The sequence below is a fragment of the Amycolatopsis sp. TNS106 genome (assembly GCF_019330265.1).
Lineage (GTDB): Bacteria > Actinomycetota > Actinomycetes > Mycobacteriales > Pseudonocardiaceae > Amycolatopsis > Amycolatopsis lurida.
The window spans coordinates 3,028,158-3,044,568 of sequence record NZ_CP024972.1; the positions used below are offsets into that span (position 1 = coordinate 3,028,158).

General features: G+C 69.5%; 15 protein-coding genes and 1 pseudogene. 9 read left to right on the top strand and 7 right to left on the bottom strand.

What is annotated here, in order from left to right; genetic code table 11:
* Positions 1–22 precede the first annotated feature (22 nt).
* The 7 genes and pseudogenes from CVV72_RS13570 (at position 23) to CVV72_RS13600 (ending at position 6,768) form a co-directional block, all read left to right on the top strand.
* On the top strand, positions 23–382 hold the full coding sequence (locus tag CVV72_RS13570; RefSeq protein ID WP_255632677.1) for a hypothetical protein: 360 nt from the start codon (positions 23–25) through the stop codon (positions 380–382).
* A gap of 53 nt (positions 383–435) precedes the next feature.
* Positions 436–633 (top strand): annotated as a pseudogene (locus CVV72_RS13575) (hypothetical protein); the annotation flags it as partial.
* 178 nt (positions 634–811) lie between these two features.
* Complete coding sequence (locus CVV72_RS13580; RefSeq protein WP_219150905.1) at positions 812–2,065, top strand: HNH endonuclease signature motif containing protein; 1,254 nt, start codon at positions 812–814, stop codon at positions 2,063–2,065.
* A gap of 459 nt (positions 2,066–2,524) precedes the next feature.
* Positions 2,525–3,088 (top strand): Chromate resistance protein ChrB, encoded by a 564-nt coding sequence (locus CVV72_RS13585; RefSeq protein ID WP_219152782.1) that lies wholly within the window; start codon positions 2,525–2,527, stop codon positions 3,086–3,088.
* Complete coding sequence (locus CVV72_RS13590) at positions 3,085–3,507, top strand: YkvA family protein (RefSeq protein ID WP_219152783.1); 423 nt, start codon at positions 3,085–3,087, stop codon at positions 3,505–3,507. Before CVV72_RS13585 ends, CVV72_RS13590 begins: the two co-directional genes overlap by 4 nt.
* A 195-nt stretch (positions 3,508–3,702) precedes the next feature.
* The gene (locus CVV72_RS13595; protein ID WP_255632678.1) at positions 3,703–6,012 is read left to right on the top strand and encodes a PQQ-dependent sugar dehydrogenase; all 2,310 of its coding nucleotides are present in this window, start codon (positions 3,703–3,705) and stop codon (positions 6,010–6,012) included.
* Between the two features lie 174 nt (positions 6,013–6,186).
* Positions 6,187–6,768, top strand: a complete 582-nt coding sequence (locus CVV72_RS13600; protein ID WP_219152784.1) for a hypothetical protein — start codon at positions 6,187–6,189, stop codon at positions 6,766–6,768.
* 8 nt (positions 6,769–6,776) lie between these two features.
* Here CVV72_RS13600 and CVV72_RS13605 read toward each other — a convergent pair whose 3' ends face one another.
* From CVV72_RS13605 to CVV72_RS13615, 3 genes are all read right to left on the bottom strand, one after another.
* Positions 6,777–7,211, bottom strand: coding sequence for a VOC family protein (locus CVV72_RS13605; protein WP_219152785.1), 435 nt, complete (start codon positions 7,209–7,211; stop codon positions 6,777–6,779).
* Positions 7,211–8,197 carry an aldo/keto reductase gene (locus tag CVV72_RS13610; protein WP_219152786.1) on the bottom strand — a complete coding sequence of 329 codons (987 nt, stop codon included), beginning with the start codon at positions 8,195–8,197 and terminating at the stop codon, positions 7,211–7,213. Before CVV72_RS13610 ends, CVV72_RS13605 begins: the two co-directional genes overlap by 1 nt.
* Positions 8,198–8,260: 63 nt before the next feature.
* Complete coding sequence (locus CVV72_RS13615) at positions 8,261–8,815, bottom strand: cysteine hydrolase family protein (RefSeq protein ID WP_219152787.1); 555 nt, start codon at positions 8,813–8,815, stop codon at positions 8,261–8,263.
* Between the two features lie 94 nt (positions 8,816–8,909).
* On the opposite strand from CVV72_RS13615, the gene CVV72_RS13620 reads away from it, so the two are divergent.
* Positions 8,910–10,718 (top strand): glycoside hydrolase family 5 protein, encoded by a 1,809-nt coding sequence (locus CVV72_RS13620; RefSeq protein WP_255632772.1) that lies wholly within the window; start codon positions 8,910–8,912, stop codon positions 10,716–10,718.
* A gap of 6 nt (positions 10,719–10,724) precedes the next feature.
* On the opposite strand, the gene CVV72_RS13625 is transcribed toward CVV72_RS13620, so the two are convergent.
* Together CVV72_RS13625 and CVV72_RS13630 are read right to left on the bottom strand one after the other, a co-directional pair.
* Positions 10,725–11,147 (bottom strand): VOC family protein, encoded by a 423-nt coding sequence (locus CVV72_RS13625; RefSeq protein ID WP_219152788.1) that lies wholly within the window; start codon positions 11,145–11,147, stop codon positions 10,725–10,727.
* Complete coding sequence (locus CVV72_RS13630) at positions 11,140–11,709, bottom strand: PadR family transcriptional regulator (RefSeq protein ID WP_219152789.1); 570 nt, start codon at positions 11,707–11,709, stop codon at positions 11,140–11,142. The genes CVV72_RS13625 and CVV72_RS13630 overlap by 8 nt, the downstream gene beginning before the upstream one ends.
* Positions 11,710–11,832: 123 nt before the next feature.
* Between CVV72_RS13630 and CVV72_RS13635 the strand changes: the two genes are divergently transcribed.
* A complete protein-coding gene (locus CVV72_RS13635; protein ID WP_125684619.1) occupies positions 11,833–12,216 on the top strand; it encodes a nuclear transport factor 2 family protein in 384 nt (127 codons plus the stop codon).
* Positions 12,217–12,267: 51 nt separating this feature from the next.
* Here CVV72_RS13635 and CVV72_RS13640 read toward each other — a convergent pair whose 3' ends face one another.
* Positions 12,268–12,933 carry a DNA alkylation repair protein gene (locus CVV72_RS13640; RefSeq protein WP_219152790.1) on the bottom strand — a complete coding sequence of 222 codons (666 nt, stop codon included), beginning with the start codon at positions 12,931–12,933 and terminating at the stop codon, positions 12,268–12,270.
* Positions 12,934–12,993: 60 nt separating this feature from the next.
* Complete coding sequence (locus CVV72_RS13645) at positions 12,994–16,377, bottom strand: hypothetical protein (RefSeq protein ID WP_219152791.1); 3,384 nt, start codon at positions 16,375–16,377, stop codon at positions 12,994–12,996.
* Between the last annotated feature and the right edge of the window lie 34 nt (positions 16,378–16,411).

Consider the following 16,411-nt stretch of genomic DNA (forward strand, 5'->3'; position numbering starts at 1 on the left):
TGCCGGTGCGAGCAAAGGGCAGGTGGAACTCGAGACCTTCACGCCACTCGGCTCGGCCCCCGGACTGGCGGGCTTGGGACCCGCGGAGCTGGGGACAGCCGGCTCGCAGGAACTCCAGCGAGCCCTGGAAAGCGCCAAGATCCCGAACCTGGACGAAGTCCGTGCCGCCCTGTCGTCCGCGCCGCCGGCCGACCGCCGCGGTTTCGCCTTCGTCGAGCCCGGTTGTGCCGAGGACGGCGCGGAACTGACCATCGAAGGCGATACGGTGAACGTGAATCTCACCGGCGGGGAGAACGTCAACTGCGCTACGGCGAACTACTTTCTCGCCGTCTTCACCGTCGACCGTGACTCGATCCCAGCGGCGCCGAAGCTGCGCCGCTAGCCCATGTCCTGCGATTCTGTTCGACGGGCTTCGTGATCCTGGCGGCGCTGGGCGCGCGTTTCGTGGCCAGCCGCCGGATCGCGGTGCCGATCGCCGCGACCGTCGCCAACCCGGCCGCGAGCATGCAGCTCGGCCTGCCGAACGACAGCACTGCCGCGCGCAGCTTCGGCGAGGGTGCGAACGGCCCGCTGGCGATCGTCGTCGACCTGAACGGCAGCACCGATCGGCAGACAGCGCTCCAGCAGGCGGCCACGGCGGGCGATTCGGCCTCGTACCAGTCTCGCCCGGACGCGAATAAACCGGACGGAGCCTGATTGTTTTAGCGTAGTCGCCATTTGCGTTCAAATCACCCGTCAGTGGTAAACGCGCCAATTAGCGGTTACCGAAAATTACGAACACTTGTTCGGTGAATTGCGGTATTATTGAGGCGTGTCCGAGACCTTCCTTCCCGAGTTGCCGCAGGAGTTGTGGCGCGCCGGCAAGCTGGAGCTTGCCCATGGCGTGCAACAGTCTCTGCGGGTGATTCGCATGGCCACCGCCGGGTTGGGGCGGTACCTGGCGGAGATCGAGTCGCGGGGCGTCAAAGACTTGTACGGCTATGGCCGCACGGCCAGCTGGTTCGCTGATATCGCGGGACTGTCGGTCGGTGAAGCGGGGGCGGTGGTGAAGCGGGCCATCGCGCTGAACCCGACCCGCGCTTTGGATGGCACTGAGGTTCCTGCCGCGCTGCCCGCCACGGCCGCTGTCGCGGCGGAGGGGTTGGTCGGGGATGAGCGGATCGATCAGATCCTGGAGATCGTGAAGAGACTCCCGGCCGAGATCTCCGCTGAGGACCGTGCCAATGCCGAGAAGGTTCTCGCCGGTCTTGCCCCGAGTGCGGGTCCTCGGCAGCTGGCCAGGGCCGAGGCGAACCTGCTGGGCTTGCTCGACCCCGACGGCAAGGAGCCCAAGGATCCGGAGCCGAAGGAGCCGCGCCGGGAGATCACGCTGGAGCGCCGCAAGGACGGTTTCTGGAAACTCACCGGCCTGCTCGATGACGAGACCGGTGCCCGCACCGCCGCCGCCCTCGAGGCCTACGCGCAACCCCGCCCCGTCGACGAATTCGGGCAAGCGGATCTGCGGATGAAATGCGAACGGATGGGTGATGCCTGGGTCGATATTCTCGATCTGGCGATCGCCTGCCCCGACCAGCCTGGCACCAGCGGCTACCGCACCCTCGTCCATGTCACCATCGGACTCGACGAACTCAAATCCGGCCTCGGGACCGCCTGCCTGGACTTCGTCGGCACGATGACCGCTCGCGAAGCCCGGCTGGCCGCCTGCGACTGCCTGATGCTGCCCGTTGTACTGAGCGCCGCGGGTGAACCTCTCGATGTGGGGCGGCTGCGGCGTTTTGTCACACCGGGCCAGCGGCGGGCGTTGAACATCCGCGACGGCGGCTGCGCCTTCCCCGGATGTCACCGGAAACCCAAGAACTGCCACGCCCACCACATCGTGCACTGGGCAGACGACGGACCGACCGACCTCCGGAATCTCGTGCTGCTCTGCGGATTCCATCATCGGTTGATTCATCACGGTGACTGGGAAGTCCGCATGGCGGCCGACGGACTACCGGAGTTCATCCCGCCGCAATACCGAGATCCGCTTCGAAGACCCCGGCGCAACACCCTCCACCACGTCTGAACTCGAGGAGCCCGCCAGCCACCCGGCGACGGGCACCTCGTCATGCCCACAGTCCGGCGGCGAGCTGAACACCAAGCTCCCGTGAAGCTCGATCCACGCCCTCTCAGTGCCGCGTCAAGCAACGTCGGGCAGCTAATCCGGCCGACGGTTCTGGGAGTTGACAGCGAAGGAGCGGATCGCGGAACCGGCGCGCGCCGAACCCGAACGGATGCTGGAGGACCGGTTCGCGAAGTTCGCGGCGGACGGCAAGCTCCGGCTGACCGACCCCACGGCGCGCCATGCAGCACTTCGGCGCCTATGGCTGACCTCCCGTCCCCGGTGCGAGCCACGGGCAGGTGCCCTCCGCCTTGCGACAATCCCCTGCCGCCGGATCCGTACCGTGCCGGGTGAATCGCCCGTATGGCACTCGGTGTCCGTTACGGCTGGACCAGCGCGATGTTACGGACGTAACATGCCGATGTGATAGATGAATCGAGCGAAGCGGGCTGGCTGGTGATCAGCGTGTCCACCGCCGGCGCCCCGGACTCGCTGCGAGTCCAGGTCTGGCGCAAACTCCGTTCCCTCGGCGCGCTCTACCTGCAGCAATCGGTATGCCTGCTTCCCGCGCGAGCGGAGGTGACGCGGGAGGTCCGCCGCCTCGTCGACCGGGTCCGCCATCAAGGCGGGACGGCGCGCGTGCTGCCGATGGCGTTCACCGACCCGGCCGAGGAGCAGTCGGTGATCGCCGAACTGAACGAGGCCCGCGACGCCGAGTACGCCGAAGTCCTTGAGCGACTTCCCGAACTGCGGCGGGAACTCGCGGACGAACAGGCCCGCGGCAACGCCACCTACGCGGAAGTCGAAGAATCCGAAGCCGACTTGAACCGCTTCCGCGGCTGGCTGGGCAAGATCACCGCACGCGACTATTTCGCCGCGCCAGGCGGCCAAGTGGCCCGCGACGCCGTCGAGCAGGCAGCGGGCGAGTTTGCCGCCTTCGAGGATGCGGCGCTGCGTGCCGAAGCCCCCGCATCCGGGCCGCGATGACCGGGTCGTTCTGGTGGGATCTGCTGCTCGGCCTCGGCGGCGCGCTGCTCGTGGCCTGGCTCGCGCTCGTCGCGGCGCTCGTCCTCGCCCGGCCGCGTGGCGGCCTGCTCCGCGAGGCGCTGCGGCTGCTGCCCGACGTGCTGCGGCTGATCCGCCGCCTGGCCGCGGACAGGACGCTGCCGCGTGGCGTCCGGATCAGGCTCACGCTGCTGCTGGCCTACCTTGCCTTGCCTCTCGACCTCGTCCCCGATTTCATCCCTGTTCTGGGTTATGCCGACGACGCCATCATCGTCACCGTCGTCCTGCGTGGTGTCGTCCGCCGCGCCGGGCTCGACGCCGTCCGCGCGCACTGGCCTGGCACCGAAGACGGATTCCACGCCCTCGCCCGCCTGACCGGTCTCCCCACGGCCATGGGCTGAGCGCGCGAAAGCCACTTTCAGGACATCAGACGTCCCGAAAGTGGCTTTCCCGACGTGCCTGGCCGCCCTGCCGTGACCGGCTCGATGACCACGAAGTTGTGCGCGTTTCTCGCAGACGCGTAACAACTTTCGGCCTTCTCGCGGCATACCGGAGAGCCGTCTTGTTCAGGCCGGTCCCCGCGCGGAGGAGTTCGTGTGCTGAGTTCCCGTCGTTTCCCGTTCCCCCGAAGATCACGACGCGCGCTGGCGGTGGGCGTGGTCGGCCCGCTGGCCGGCGCGCTCGCGGTCGGTCTCGTCACCGTCGCGCCCGCCGAAGCCGCGGTACCCGCCGGCTTCACCGACACGGTGGCGATCGGCGGGCTCAGCTCGCCGACCGCCACCGCGTTCGCGCCGGACGGGCGCGTGTTCGTCGCCGAAAAGAGCGGTCTGGTCAAGGTCTTCGACTCGCTCGCCGACCCGACGGCGACGGTGTTCGCTGACCTTCGCACCCAGACGCAGGACTTCTGGGATCGCGGCCTGCTCGGGCTGGCCGTCGACCCCGCTTTTCCCGCCAGGCCGTACGTCTACGTCTCGTACACCCTCGACGCGGAGCCCGGCGGGACCGCGCCGCGGTGGGGCGACACCTGCCCGACCCCGCCCGGCGCCACGGACAAGGGATGCGTCGTGACCGGCCGGGTCTCCCAGCTGACGATGGGTGCGGCCGGCACGGCCGTCAGCGAAAAACCCCTGGTCACGGGGTGGTGTCAGCAGTACCCCAGCCACTCGGTCGGTGCGCTCGCCTTCGGTCCGGACGGTGCCCTGTACGCGGGCGGCGGTGACGGCGCCAGCTTCACTTTCGCCGACTACGGCCAGACCGGGAACCCGTGCGCCGACCCGCCCTCGCCCGCCGGCACGAACCTCGCGCCGCCGACCGCCGAGGGCGGCGCGCTGCGTTCACAGTCGCCGCGGCGTCCTGCCGGGCAGCCGGTCCTGCTCAACGGAACGGTGCTGCGCATCGACCCGGACACCGGTGAAGGCGTCCCCGGCAACCCCTTCGCGAACAGCGCCGACGCCAACGCCCGGCGCGTGATCGCCTACGGCGCCAGGAACCAGTTCCGCTTCGGCTTCCGGCCGGGTACCGGCGAGCTCTGGGCCGGTGACGTCGGCTGGGACACCTGGGAGGAGATCAACCGCGTCGCCGACGTCGGTGACGGCGTGGCGGAGAACTTCGGCTGGCCCTGTTTCGAAGGCAACGCCAGGCAGGCAGGCTACGACGGCGCGAACCTCGACCGCTGCGAGTCCCTGTACTCCTCTGGCGGGCACTCCGCCCCGTACTACGCCTACAACCACCGTGCCAAGGTGGTGGCGAGCGACCCCTGCCCCACCGGCGGCTCGTCGATCAGCGGCATCGCGTTCGAATCCGGCAGCAACTATCCCGCCGAGTACTCCGGCGCGTTGTTCTTCTCCGACTCGTCCCGGGGCTGCATCTGGGCCATGCAGGCCGTCGGCGGCCAGCCGAGCCCGAGCCGTCTCGTACCGTTCGTGACCGGCGCCAACGTCCCGGTGCAGGTGCTCACCGGACCGGGCGGCGACCTGTTCTACGTCGCGCTGGGCAGCGGCGAACTCCGTCGCGTGAGCCATCCCGGCGGCACCAACCGGCCGCCGTCCGCCGTGGCGACGGCGAATCCGACGAGCGGGCCCGCACCGCTGACCGTGCGATTCGACGGCACGTCGTCCACCGACCCGGACGCCGGGGACACCCTGTCGTACGCCTGGGACCTCGACGCCGACGGCGCGTATGACGACTCATCGGCCTCCGCCCCCACCTGGACCTACACCGCGGCGGCCGCGGTCGACGCCGGATTGCGGGTCACGGACTCCCACGGCGCGAGCGCGACCACGACCGTGCGGGTGACCGTCGGCAACCCGGAGGGCCTCGACCCGGTGCCGGTCATCGACGGCCCGGCAGGCACGCTGACCTGGTCCGTCGGTCAGAACGTGTCCTTCTCCGGCCGCGCCGTCGACGCCCAGGACGGACAGCTCCCGGCGTCGGCGCTCTCGTGGCGGCTCGCGATCCGGCACTGCGCGACCAACGGCACCTGCCATACGCACAACGTCCAGGACTTCCCCGGCGTCGCGGCGGGCTCGTTCGTCGCACCGGACCACGACTACCCGTCGTACCTGCAACTGACCCTCACCGCGACCGACTCGACCGGCCGGACCGGCAGCAAGACGGTCGACCTCCAGCCGAAGACGGTGTCGCTGAACTTCACCTCCAGTCCCAGTCAGGCGATGCTCACCGTCGGCGGCACGCAGCAGCGCACGCCGTTCTCCCGGACGGTGATCGCGGGCTCCACCAATTCGATCAGCGCGGACAGCCCGCAGAACCTGCCACCGCTCAACCTGAAGTACGCCTACACCGGCTGGGCACACGGCGGCGCGCGGACGCAGAACATCATCGCGCCGGGTACGTCCACGACCTACCAGGCGAAGTACCGGCTCTGCTGGCTGTTGAACCCCTGCTGAGATCCACGGCGGGTTCGCGTGCCGTCCATCCGGTCACGCGAACCCGCCAAAGCACGGCTTTCCTTGCCGCGGAACACCTTCCACGACAATCGTAAGATCCTCGAAAGGGTCGGAACCCACCTCGGAAACGCCTCGTCGGATCGCCGATCCAGATCCGCACGAAAGGTGAATCCGATGACCTGTCCAGGCCTGCCCGACCAGCAGAACCCCCGCCCCTCGACCGTCAAGCCCGGTGTGGCCATCGGGATCCTGGTCGCGGTGATCGTGCTGGTCGCCTTCTGCATCACCGGGTTCGCCGCGCCCGGTTTCCTGCTCCGCAACGGGCACGGGATCTCGCTGCCCGTCCCGCTGAGCACCCCGACGACCACCTCTTCACCCACGAGCACCACGGAAAGCCCGACCAGCACCAGGGTCAGCCGTCCGAGGATCACGATCACCAGGCGTCCGGCTCGACCGCCCGAAAAGGGTATTCAGGTGGTCGCGGACTTTCTCGCCAAGATCGCCGGGAGCGACAAGCCGTCGGCGATCGCGCTCGCCTGCGAGGCGCAGAAGAGGTTCATGGACGACAAGATCGATTCCCTGCTCCCGCTCGGTTCACGCGTTCAAGTAACGACCACCAGCGGGACTGCCAAGTTCGTCCTGGCCGACGTCGCCGGAGTCGTCAAAGGACGGTCCGCCAGGGGCACCGTGATCGCGGATCGCACCGAGGACGGCGGATTCTGCATCACGACGTTCAGCATCCGCGACGCGAGATGAACAGGGCCTCAGTCGAGACAGAACTCGTTGCCCTCGATGTCCTGCATCACGATGCACGACTCGTTCTCCTCGTCGGCGAGCATGACCCGCTCGCAGACCGCGCCGAGCGCCTCCAGGCGGGTGCGTTCGGCCTGGAGGGCGGCGAGACGTTCTTCGCCGACGAGCCCGGTGCCCGCCCGCACGCAGAGATGCACCCGGTTCTTCACGACCTTGCCTTCGGGGACACGCTGGAAGTACAGCCGCGGGCCCACGCCGGTGGGGTCACTGCAGGCGAAACCGGCGTCCCGCTTCTCGGGCGGCAGCGTACGGTTGTAGTCGTCCCAGGTGTCGAACCCCTCCGGGGGCGAAGGCACGACGTAGCCGAGGATCTCGCACCAGAACCGGGCGAGGCGCTCGGGTTTCGCGCAGTCGAACGTGACCTGGACCTGTTTCACCGACACCATCAGACCACCCTAATCGCTGTCGAACGGATCAAACCCGCGGCGCGCAGATCGGCCCAGACCTGCGCGGGCACCTCCGCGGCGAAGGATTCCAAGTTGCTTCGCGCCTCTTCGGCGGACCGCATCCCGACCGCGATACCGGCGACGGCCGGGTGCTGCAACGGGAAGGCCATGGCGGCCTGCGGAAGCGTCACGCCGTGTGCTTCACACACGTCGGCGATCCGGTTCGCCCGCTCCACGACCTCCGGTGCGGCGGTCTCGTAGTCGAAGTGTGCTCCCGCGACAGGCCTCGGCACGGCGAGCAGCCCGGAGTTGAAGATCGACGCCGCGATCACCGAGACCCCGCGTTCCTCGCACGCGGGCAGGAAGGTGTCGAGCGCGCTGTGATCGAGCAGCGTGTGGCGGCCGGACTGCATGATCACGTCGACATCGGTCTCCTCGACCAAAGTGGTCAGCAGGGCGGTGTCGTACATGCCGGCGCCGATCGCGCCGACGATCCCTTCCGACCGCAGCTCAGAGAGGGCCGGGTAGCCGTCGCGCAGCGCGTCGTCGAAGTACTCCTCGGCGTCGTGCAGGTACAGCACGTCGATCCGGTCGAGGCCCATCCGCTCCAGGGAATCTTCGACGCTGCGCCGGATCCCGTCTCGTGTGAAGTCGCGTACCCGGCGGTGCGTCGCGGGGACGTGGAAGCCCGCCGGATCCCTTCGCCCGGCCGGATCCTGGGGAACCAGCAGGCGGCCGACCTTCGTCGACAGGACGAAGGAAGCTCGCGGCCGCGAGCGCAGGAACTCGCCGATGCGGCGTTCGGAATGCCCGATCCCGTAATGCGGTGACGTGTCGTAGTAGCGGATCCCGCCGTCCCAAGCCGCGGCCAGCGCCCCCGCCGCGGTCTCGTCGTCCAGTGGCGCGAACAATCCGCCGAGCGGCCCGCCGCCGAATCCCAGCCGTGTCACCTCGACAGCGGTGCGCCCGAGCCGACTCGTCTCCATCTCCGCCCTCCTCGATCAGATCGGCGACCACGGTGCCACATCCGGGCGATCCGGTCCCGCGATTTATGCGCCGCCGACGAGCCACTCCGCGCACGGCACGACTTCGAAGCCCCGGCTCGGGAACACCTTGTCGACGAAGAAGCCGTGCATCTCCGGATCTCCGTCGGCACAACCGTCGCGCAGCACGGTCACGTGATAACCGCGGTCCGCCGCGTCGTAGGCCGTCGCGGCCACCATGGCGCTGGTCGCGACCCCGGCGATCGCGACCGTGTCGACGCCGCGGGCGCGGAGCACCAGGTCGAGGTCGGTACCGGCGAACGCGCTGGCACGGCGTTTCAGCACGACCACGTCCTCGTCGGCGACCGGGAGATCGATCTCCGTCCCGGCCGAACCCTCGTGGAAGGTGTCCCCCGCCTCGTGGAACGTCTTGAACAGCGCGTTCCCGGGCGGCAGGTCGGCCCCGTTGCCGCGGAGTGCGAAGTGGACGAACACGACGAGCGCGCCGGCCGCACGCGCACGCGGCAGCAGGCTCTTGATCGGCGGCAGGACTGTTCCGGTGAACGGGTAATTGCCCGTGATACCTCGCTGGAGGTCACCGATGATCAGCGCGGTGGTCATGACCGGAAGCTACCTGATCGCCCGTATACAACCGGCCGCGCTTCTGGCTAGCCTCCGGCGGGTGAGGATCAAGAGTGTGCTGCTCGCCGTCCTGATGACCGCCGGAATCGTGATTCCCCCGCCCGCCGTCGCCGGGGCGGACCCGGCGGAGTGGGTGGCGCCGCTGAGCACGCGCGGCCGCTACCTCGTCGACGCGGCGGGCGACCGGTTCAAGCTGAAGGCCGCCAACTGGCACGGCGCGAGCGGTACGTGGACCGGCTCGGGCGATGTGAACGATCCGGCCGCGCACCACGCCGGCGAGATCGCCTACCAGACACCGCTCGGGTTGGACCGGGCCTCGATCGACACGATCATCGACGGGCTGGCGGAGCTGGGCCTGAACAGTGTCCGGCTGCCCTTCTCCAACGCGATGATCCACGACACCAGACCGGTCCCGGACCTCCCGGCGAACCCGGGGCTGCGCGGCCTCACCCCGTTGCAGGTCTACGACCGCGTCGTCGCGCGGCTGACCGCGCGCGGCTTCGCGGTGATCCTCAACAACCACACCACGACCTCCCGCTGGTGCTGCGGTCTCGACGGCAACGAGCGCTGGAACACCGCGCAGACCGAGCAGCGGTGGCAGGAGGACTGGCTGTTCATGGCCCGCCGGTACGCCGCGAACAAACGGGTCGCGGGCGCCGATCTGTACAACGAGGTCCGCCGCAACGTCTTCGACGATCCCAACTGGGGCTGGGGAAACGGCACGGACTGGCAGCGCGCGAGCCAGCGGGTGGCCGACCGCATCCTGACCGAGGCCAATCCCGACCTGTTGCTCATCGTCGAGGGCATCAACTGGACCGGCCTGCCCGTGGACGGCCTTCCGCACGGCAGGCCCACGCTGGAGCCTGCCCGCACGCTGTCGCATACGCTCGTGGATTCCGGGAAACTGGTCTACGCCGCGCATTTCTACGGGTACACCGGTCCGAACCATTCCGGGGCGACCGGCACCGGCGAGACTCACGACCCGCGCTACCGCGACCTGTCGCCGCAAGAACTCCGTGATGTCCTTTACCGGCAAGCGTTCTTCGTTTCGGCGGAGACCGGCAAGCACTACACGGCGCCGCTCTGGATCAGCGAGTTCGGCGAAGGGCGTCACACCACCGACGCGGCGAGCCGAGCCTGGTTCGAGAATTTCGTCTCCTACCTCGCGGAGACCGACACCGACTTCGCCTACTGGCCCGCGGTCGGGTTCCACGAAGGCAGCACGGGCAACGGCTGGTCCTTGCTCTCGTGGGACGCGGCGGGCCGGCGCGTCGACGTGCTCGACGGCACGGACTGGCGTGGCCCCGCGTGGCGGCGGCTGGTGAGTGCCCCATCCCGCTCCGGACGGATCCCCGAAGCCGAGCGCTGGTCGATGCTGAACCTCGACTACGCGGATTTCCAGGCCTCACGCAAGGTTCGCGCGATGGCGGACTGGAATCCGGGCGCGCGCAAGGGAGCCTGCCCCGACGGGCAGCGGCTCACCGGTCTTTCCCATACCGGGAACCGGGGGCTGTGCACCGGCAGGCTCGCCGTGCCGGCGGGCTACGTCGTGGTCCGCGGAGAGACCTATGTGGACACCGACTGGGCGTCCGGCTACACCAAGGTGCAATGCCCGCCCGAGCACGCCGCGGTCGGCTACAGCGTCACCGGCGCGGCGTTCTCCGCGCTCCTGTGCGGAAAATCCGCCACTCCGCTCGGCAGGGCCGGACGGACGGTCTGGTTCGACCGCGGCGACAACCGGCCTTCCGGGAATCCCGGCGGTGATTACGCGTCGGGCCACTACAAGGGCCAGTGCGCTCCGGGCGAATATGTCGCCGGTGTCGCGTACACCGGGCGCGTCGGCTCGAATCGCACTCCTGACGCGCTGCTGTGCCGCGCCTGAGCGCGTTCAGGCGACGAAGACGCAGAACGGATGCCCCGCCGGATCCGCGTAGACGCGCAAGGGTTCGTCCGGGTCCTCGCTGCGGTCGTACCTGAGGCGCCCGCCGAGTTCGAGGACGCGGGCATGCTGCGCCTCGAGATCCTCGACCGAGTCCACGGTCAGGTCCAGGTGCAGTTGCTGGGGCACCGGTTCGGCGTCCGGCCAGCTCGCTTCTTCCAGCCGGTCGACCTGCTGGAACGCGAGTTGCGCCCCGCCGTCCGGGTTCCGCAGGACCAGCCAGTCCTTGTCCTCGGTGCCGGGCGGGGGCGCTTCGTCCCCCGGCCGGTAATCCCAGACCAGCAGCCGCCGGTAGAACTCCGCCAAGGTGCGGACGTCGGTGCCGTCCAGCACCACCTGACGAAATCTCGGGCCCGTTTTCCGCTCAACCATGCCGTTCATCTCCGTCGCGCCGATCGAGTGCCGCGAGGACCTTCTCGCACCAACGAATATTCTCCTGTTCGAACGCGATCCCGCGAGCGAGGGTCAGATACGGCCCGACCCGGGGCGCGGTGGCGAGGAAATCCGCTTCGGCGGACTCGCCGAGCAGACGCTCACGAAGGCGCTCGAACTGCTTGAGTTTCGTCTCGGCTATGGCCATCCTGTCCGCGACCGCGCGCCGGACCTCCTTGTCGTCGCCTGCCTCGATGGCTTGGACCTGGACCAGCAGCTCGTCACGGATCGCGGTCGGCTTCGGCGCCCGGGTGGTGAATTCGGCGAGTTCGGCCGCACCCGCGTCGGTCAGGGAGAAGAGCCGCTTGGTGGGACGCCGCCGCTGTTCGACGACTCGCGCCGCCACCAGGCCCTGCGACTCCATTTTGTCCAGTTCGCGGTAGAGCTGCTGCGGTGTCGCGGTCCAGAAGTTGGCGACCGACGCGTTGAAGCTCTTCGCCAGGTCGTAGCCCGAGGACTCACCGTCCAGGAGCGTCGCGAGGATCGCGTTCCGCAGCGCCATGGGGGCGATGATAGTGCCGCGCGGATTAGTCGCAAAGTTGACTAGACACTTTGTTGGACAGTGACGCGGTGATCACCTACGCTCGGCGCATCTACTCAACAAGTTGACTATGAGGAGATCGCCATGCCCACGTTCCGTGAAGCGGTCGAAGCGAAGGACGCCGCCGCGATCGAGGCGTTGCTCGCCGACGACGTGGTCTTCACCAGCCCGGTCGCGTTCAAGCCCTACCAGGGGAAGGCGATCACCGCGGCGATCCTGCGCGGCGTGCTGCGCGTGTTCGAGGACTTCCGCTACGTCCGCGAGATCCACGACGGCGCGCACCACGTGTACGAGTTCGAAGCGACCGTCGACGGGCTGGAGATCAACGGCTGCGACCTCCTGACCTTCGGCGCCGACGGCAAGATCACCGACTTCAAGGTGATGGTCCGGCCGTTGCGGGCGGCGGAAGCGCTCGCGGCGCGGATGGGCGCCCAGTTCGAGGCCATCAAGGCGGACGCGCTCGGCTGAGACTCCGGCCTGGCCCGGAACACGGACTTCCGTAGCGACAACCGGCGCGTGTCACGCCTGCCGTCGCACCATCTCGGCGATCCAGGCGGGCGCGAACGGCGACGTGCAGTTCGGCGGGGTCGGATAGTCCTTGAGCACTTCGAGGCGCTCCCCGATGTCGATCGCCCGGGCACGGTGCTCCGCGTGGTCGATCCCGATCTGCGCCAGGCAGTGGTTCATCGCCCACTGCAGGCGGTCCGGCGCGGTCTTCAGCTCCGCTTCGATGACGTCGAGCAGCCGGGTGAGGTCGAGGCCCTCGGGCCGCTTCGCCACGCGTTCGGTGGTCAGGGCCCAGCCGGCGCTCGCGACCACGGGGTCCGGATCGGCGAACCACGCCAGGCGCAGCTCTTCGGCGTGCGGGTTCTTCTTGACGACGTAGTTCACGAGCCAGTCGTGCACCTTTGGGGTGCGCGCCTCGCGCACCATGCGGTCCAGCTCGTCGCGGTCGAACGCCTTCGGACGGCAGATCAGGAGCGCGAGCAGTTTCGCCGCCGTGTCGTCCGTTTCCCACAGCTCGCGCGCGAGTTCCTGCTGGGTCTTCAGCCGCTTCGCGATCGCACGAAGCTTGCCGAGGTTCACCCCGTGGTCGTCGCCGTGTTTCTCGTTCACCTGCCGCGCGCGCGGGTCTTCGAGCGCGGCCAGTTCGGCCAGCACCTCGGCCGTCGTCGTCCCGGTCACCTGGTCAGCCTACGAGGCGCTCCGGGCGGAGAGCCGTCCACCCGGAGCGCCGTTTCGACGTCAGCCGCGTCGCGCCAGGTCGTCGGCGTGCTCACGCAGGAGCGCGGCGACCCGCGGCCAGCCGACGTTGATCCGCCGGGCCCAGCCGCGATGCCGCTGCGCGAGCTCACCCGAGTCGCCGTCCTGGACGGTCAGACCGGTGGCGAAGCCTTCCCGGAGATATCCGCCGTCGGCGACGTCCAGGACGTCCCGGACCGGCTCCGGCGGCCATCCGCCGTCGGGGACGGGGGAACCGCTCGCCAGCAGGGTGCCGATCGTCCGGTCGCCGAACTCGGCCCGGCCGCGGTCGGCGAACTCCGTGCGGGCGCGCGAAACCCAGGCCTTGAGCGCGGCACCGTCGAGACCGGACTCGGTGGCGCCCGGCATGGTGCGTGTCTCGAAGATCGTCAGCCACGCGTCGACCAGTTCCACGCTCGGCGCGCCGTCGTCCGCGGGCTGGATCCGGGTGCAGAGATCGACGAACGCGCCCGGGTCCTCGGCGAGGATCCGCTGGAGGCTCCGCGGTTTCCGGTGGTGTTTGAGCGCCGCGTGGAACCGCAGTTCCAGCCGCGCGACCGCGACGTCCGAACCGCCTGCCTCGGCCAGGTGGTCCAGTAGCGGCCCCACGTTCGCGACGGCCTTGCGGTCGGGTGCCTCGACTCCGTCGGCGGACGCCTGGAGCAGCACGTCCTCGACCAGGGACACGGGCAAGGACGGCGGTTCGGCCGCGCGCACGGCCAGTGCGAGTGCCTTGACCGCGGCCCACGGCCGTCGCCGCGCGAGTTGGGTGACGAAGAACGATTCCCGTCCTTCGGGGAGCGGCCACGGGCCGACATGCGTCCAGTAGCCCTCGAGGACCGCGTCGTCGGCGGCTTCGAAGAGCGACGGCGCGTGGTCCACCGGGACGGCAAGGAGGTAGTCGACCAGCCGGTCTTGTTCCTTGAGCTGTGTCGCGACCCCGTGCCGCCATTCTTCGCCCTGTGAGCGCGCCATCTCGCCCGCCCAGCCCGCCGCCCAGTCCTCGCGCCCGAGTTCCGCGAGCGCGTCTTCCTGGAGGTCGTCCCCGGCGACCTGGGCCGCGACCACTCCGACCAGCCTGGGCAGAGCGCTCTCGGCGGCGAGGGCACTCAACCCGGCGGCACCGTGTTCGCGAAGGACACCACTGACCGCGTCGCGGCGAAGGCGCTCGATCTCGGCGTCACGCGCGTCCGGATCGAGGGACTCACCACCGTCCAGGTACGGAGTCCGGCCGAACAACAGGCCGTGCCGCCCCGGGTTGACCGAGGGCTCGACCATCTCGGCGCACGATTCCAGCCACTGCAGCAATTCCTCCGGCAGCGTCCAGCCGGCGCCGTGGTGATGACGATGCTCGGCGATCACTCCGGTGAGCAGGCCCCAGAGGCGAAGACGTTCGTCCGCCGAGAGCCGTTCGGCGTCCAGCCTCGTGAAGCCGTCCACGACGCGATCCCACTGCGCGGTGTTCAGCTCGGGCAGCCGCTCGAAGAACTCGCACCACCGGTGAGGCCGTTCCGCCAGGGCCGACAGCGCCGAGGCGACCAGCTCGTCTTCGAATTCCGGCCCGTCGGCGACGGCGACCGGCGGCATCGGGACCGTCCATTCGAGACGGACCTGGGGCCGCTTCGGACTGGCGAGAAGGTGTCCGCGCGGACCGCGCAGGAGGGCGAGGGCCAGCCGCCAGCCCGCTTCCGGCGACCGACGGCCGATCGCCTTGACCAACTCGGTCCGTTGCCCGGCGGGCAGGTCGAGATACGGGTACCACGGCTGCACCAGGGTGATCAGGGATTCTAGCGGCTGGTCCCCCGTCTCCCGGCCGGGCCGCGTCAGCTCGGCCAGCAGCGAGACCACCATCGGCAACGCGTCGTCGGACCAGCTGACGGTTTCCAGCGCCGCGACCAGGCCGTCGGAAGTACCGCTCAGCGGTGACGGGTCGCTGGTCAGCGCGTGATCGACGGCGCCGAGGAATTCGTGAGGAGCGGCTTCCGCGAGCAAGGGCAGCACGTCCGCGAGCGACCGCCAGAGCACACCGTCCGCGTCGTCGTTGGCTTGACCGAGCACTTCGCGGACGAAGCGGGTGGCGTGGTCGGCGCACGCGACCCCGCCCGACAGCGTCGTGTTCCCTTCGGAGGCCAGGAGCGCCGCGCTCCGCGCCAGCCCGTGGCGCAGTTCCGCCGACCACTTCCGCCCAGGCTCCCGTTCCGTGAGCACCTTGACGGCTTCCTCGTTCCAGCGCCGCAGATCCTGCGCGCCGAGCCTGCCGTGGAGGAGCGCCCAGGCATCGTGCGGATCCGCCAGCCGCACCGTGTCGCCCGACCGGGCGAGCAGGGGGTCGTCGCCTGCCTCGGACCTGGCGAAGAAGCGCGTGAGCTCGTCGATCTCCCGGCCGGCGATCGCGGCGATCTCGTCCAGATCGTGCCGCGATCCCGCCGACCACCGGCCGATCAGCAGGAGCGGTGCGGCGAGATCGCGCTCCAGCGGGTTCACCCACTTCGGGAGGTCATCGGCGACGGCCAGTTTCCGGCGCAGGGCACCGAGACTCAGCCGTGCGGTGTCCGCGTAGGCCGCCGCGTCGGCGGGCGGGACGCCGGCCGCGGCGAACTTCTCGGCCGCCTCGTCACGCGGAATCCCGGGCAGCTCCAGGAGATCGGCACCGTCCCGGTCCGGCGTCCTCCGCACCACGACGACATGCCCGCCACCGGTGTCGTCCCCCACCTCGACACCGTCCACCACCGCGAGGAACGGTCCCTCCAGATCGCGGCAATGACGCCAGCCCTGCTCACTGGACACGCGGACCGCGCGGAGACCCGGCCGCTGGGCCGCCACCGCGGTCGCGACGAACGCCGCGGCCTCGGTCCGGCTGACGGCGTGGACGGGCAGGACCGACGGCGCGGCGTCCAGCCAAGCGCAGAGCCGGTCCGTTTCGCGGGCCCGGCCGAGCACCGGGAGTGCCTCCGGCAGCACGGGACGCGTCTCGTTCCGCCAGGATTCGAGCCACTCCCCCAGGTCTTCGAGGCCCTGCACGACACCGATGCCCAGTTCCGGGGCGATCCGGATCAGTTCGATGACCAGCCCCGCGATGTCCTGTCCCGCCGTGCGTCCGCCGAGCCGCCGGTACCGCAGGCGGGCGAAGCCGGCGATTTCGGACGGCAGTTCGCTTTCATCGGGCATGACGGCGTCGTCGACGAGGACCGGGACGATCTTCTTCCCGAGCCGCAGTGCTTCGGCGATCTCCTCCTGGACCCCGTCGTCCAGCCCCTCGGCGCCGATCGGCACCACCAGGACGGACGCGGGGCCGCCGGACCGGACGACCCGGTCCCTTCCGAACACGTGACCGAGACTCCGGCCGAGACCGTCACCTTCCCGGGCGGTGATGAAGATTCCTGCCATGATGCGAAATCCTTTCCAGCGAGCACAGTTGCTG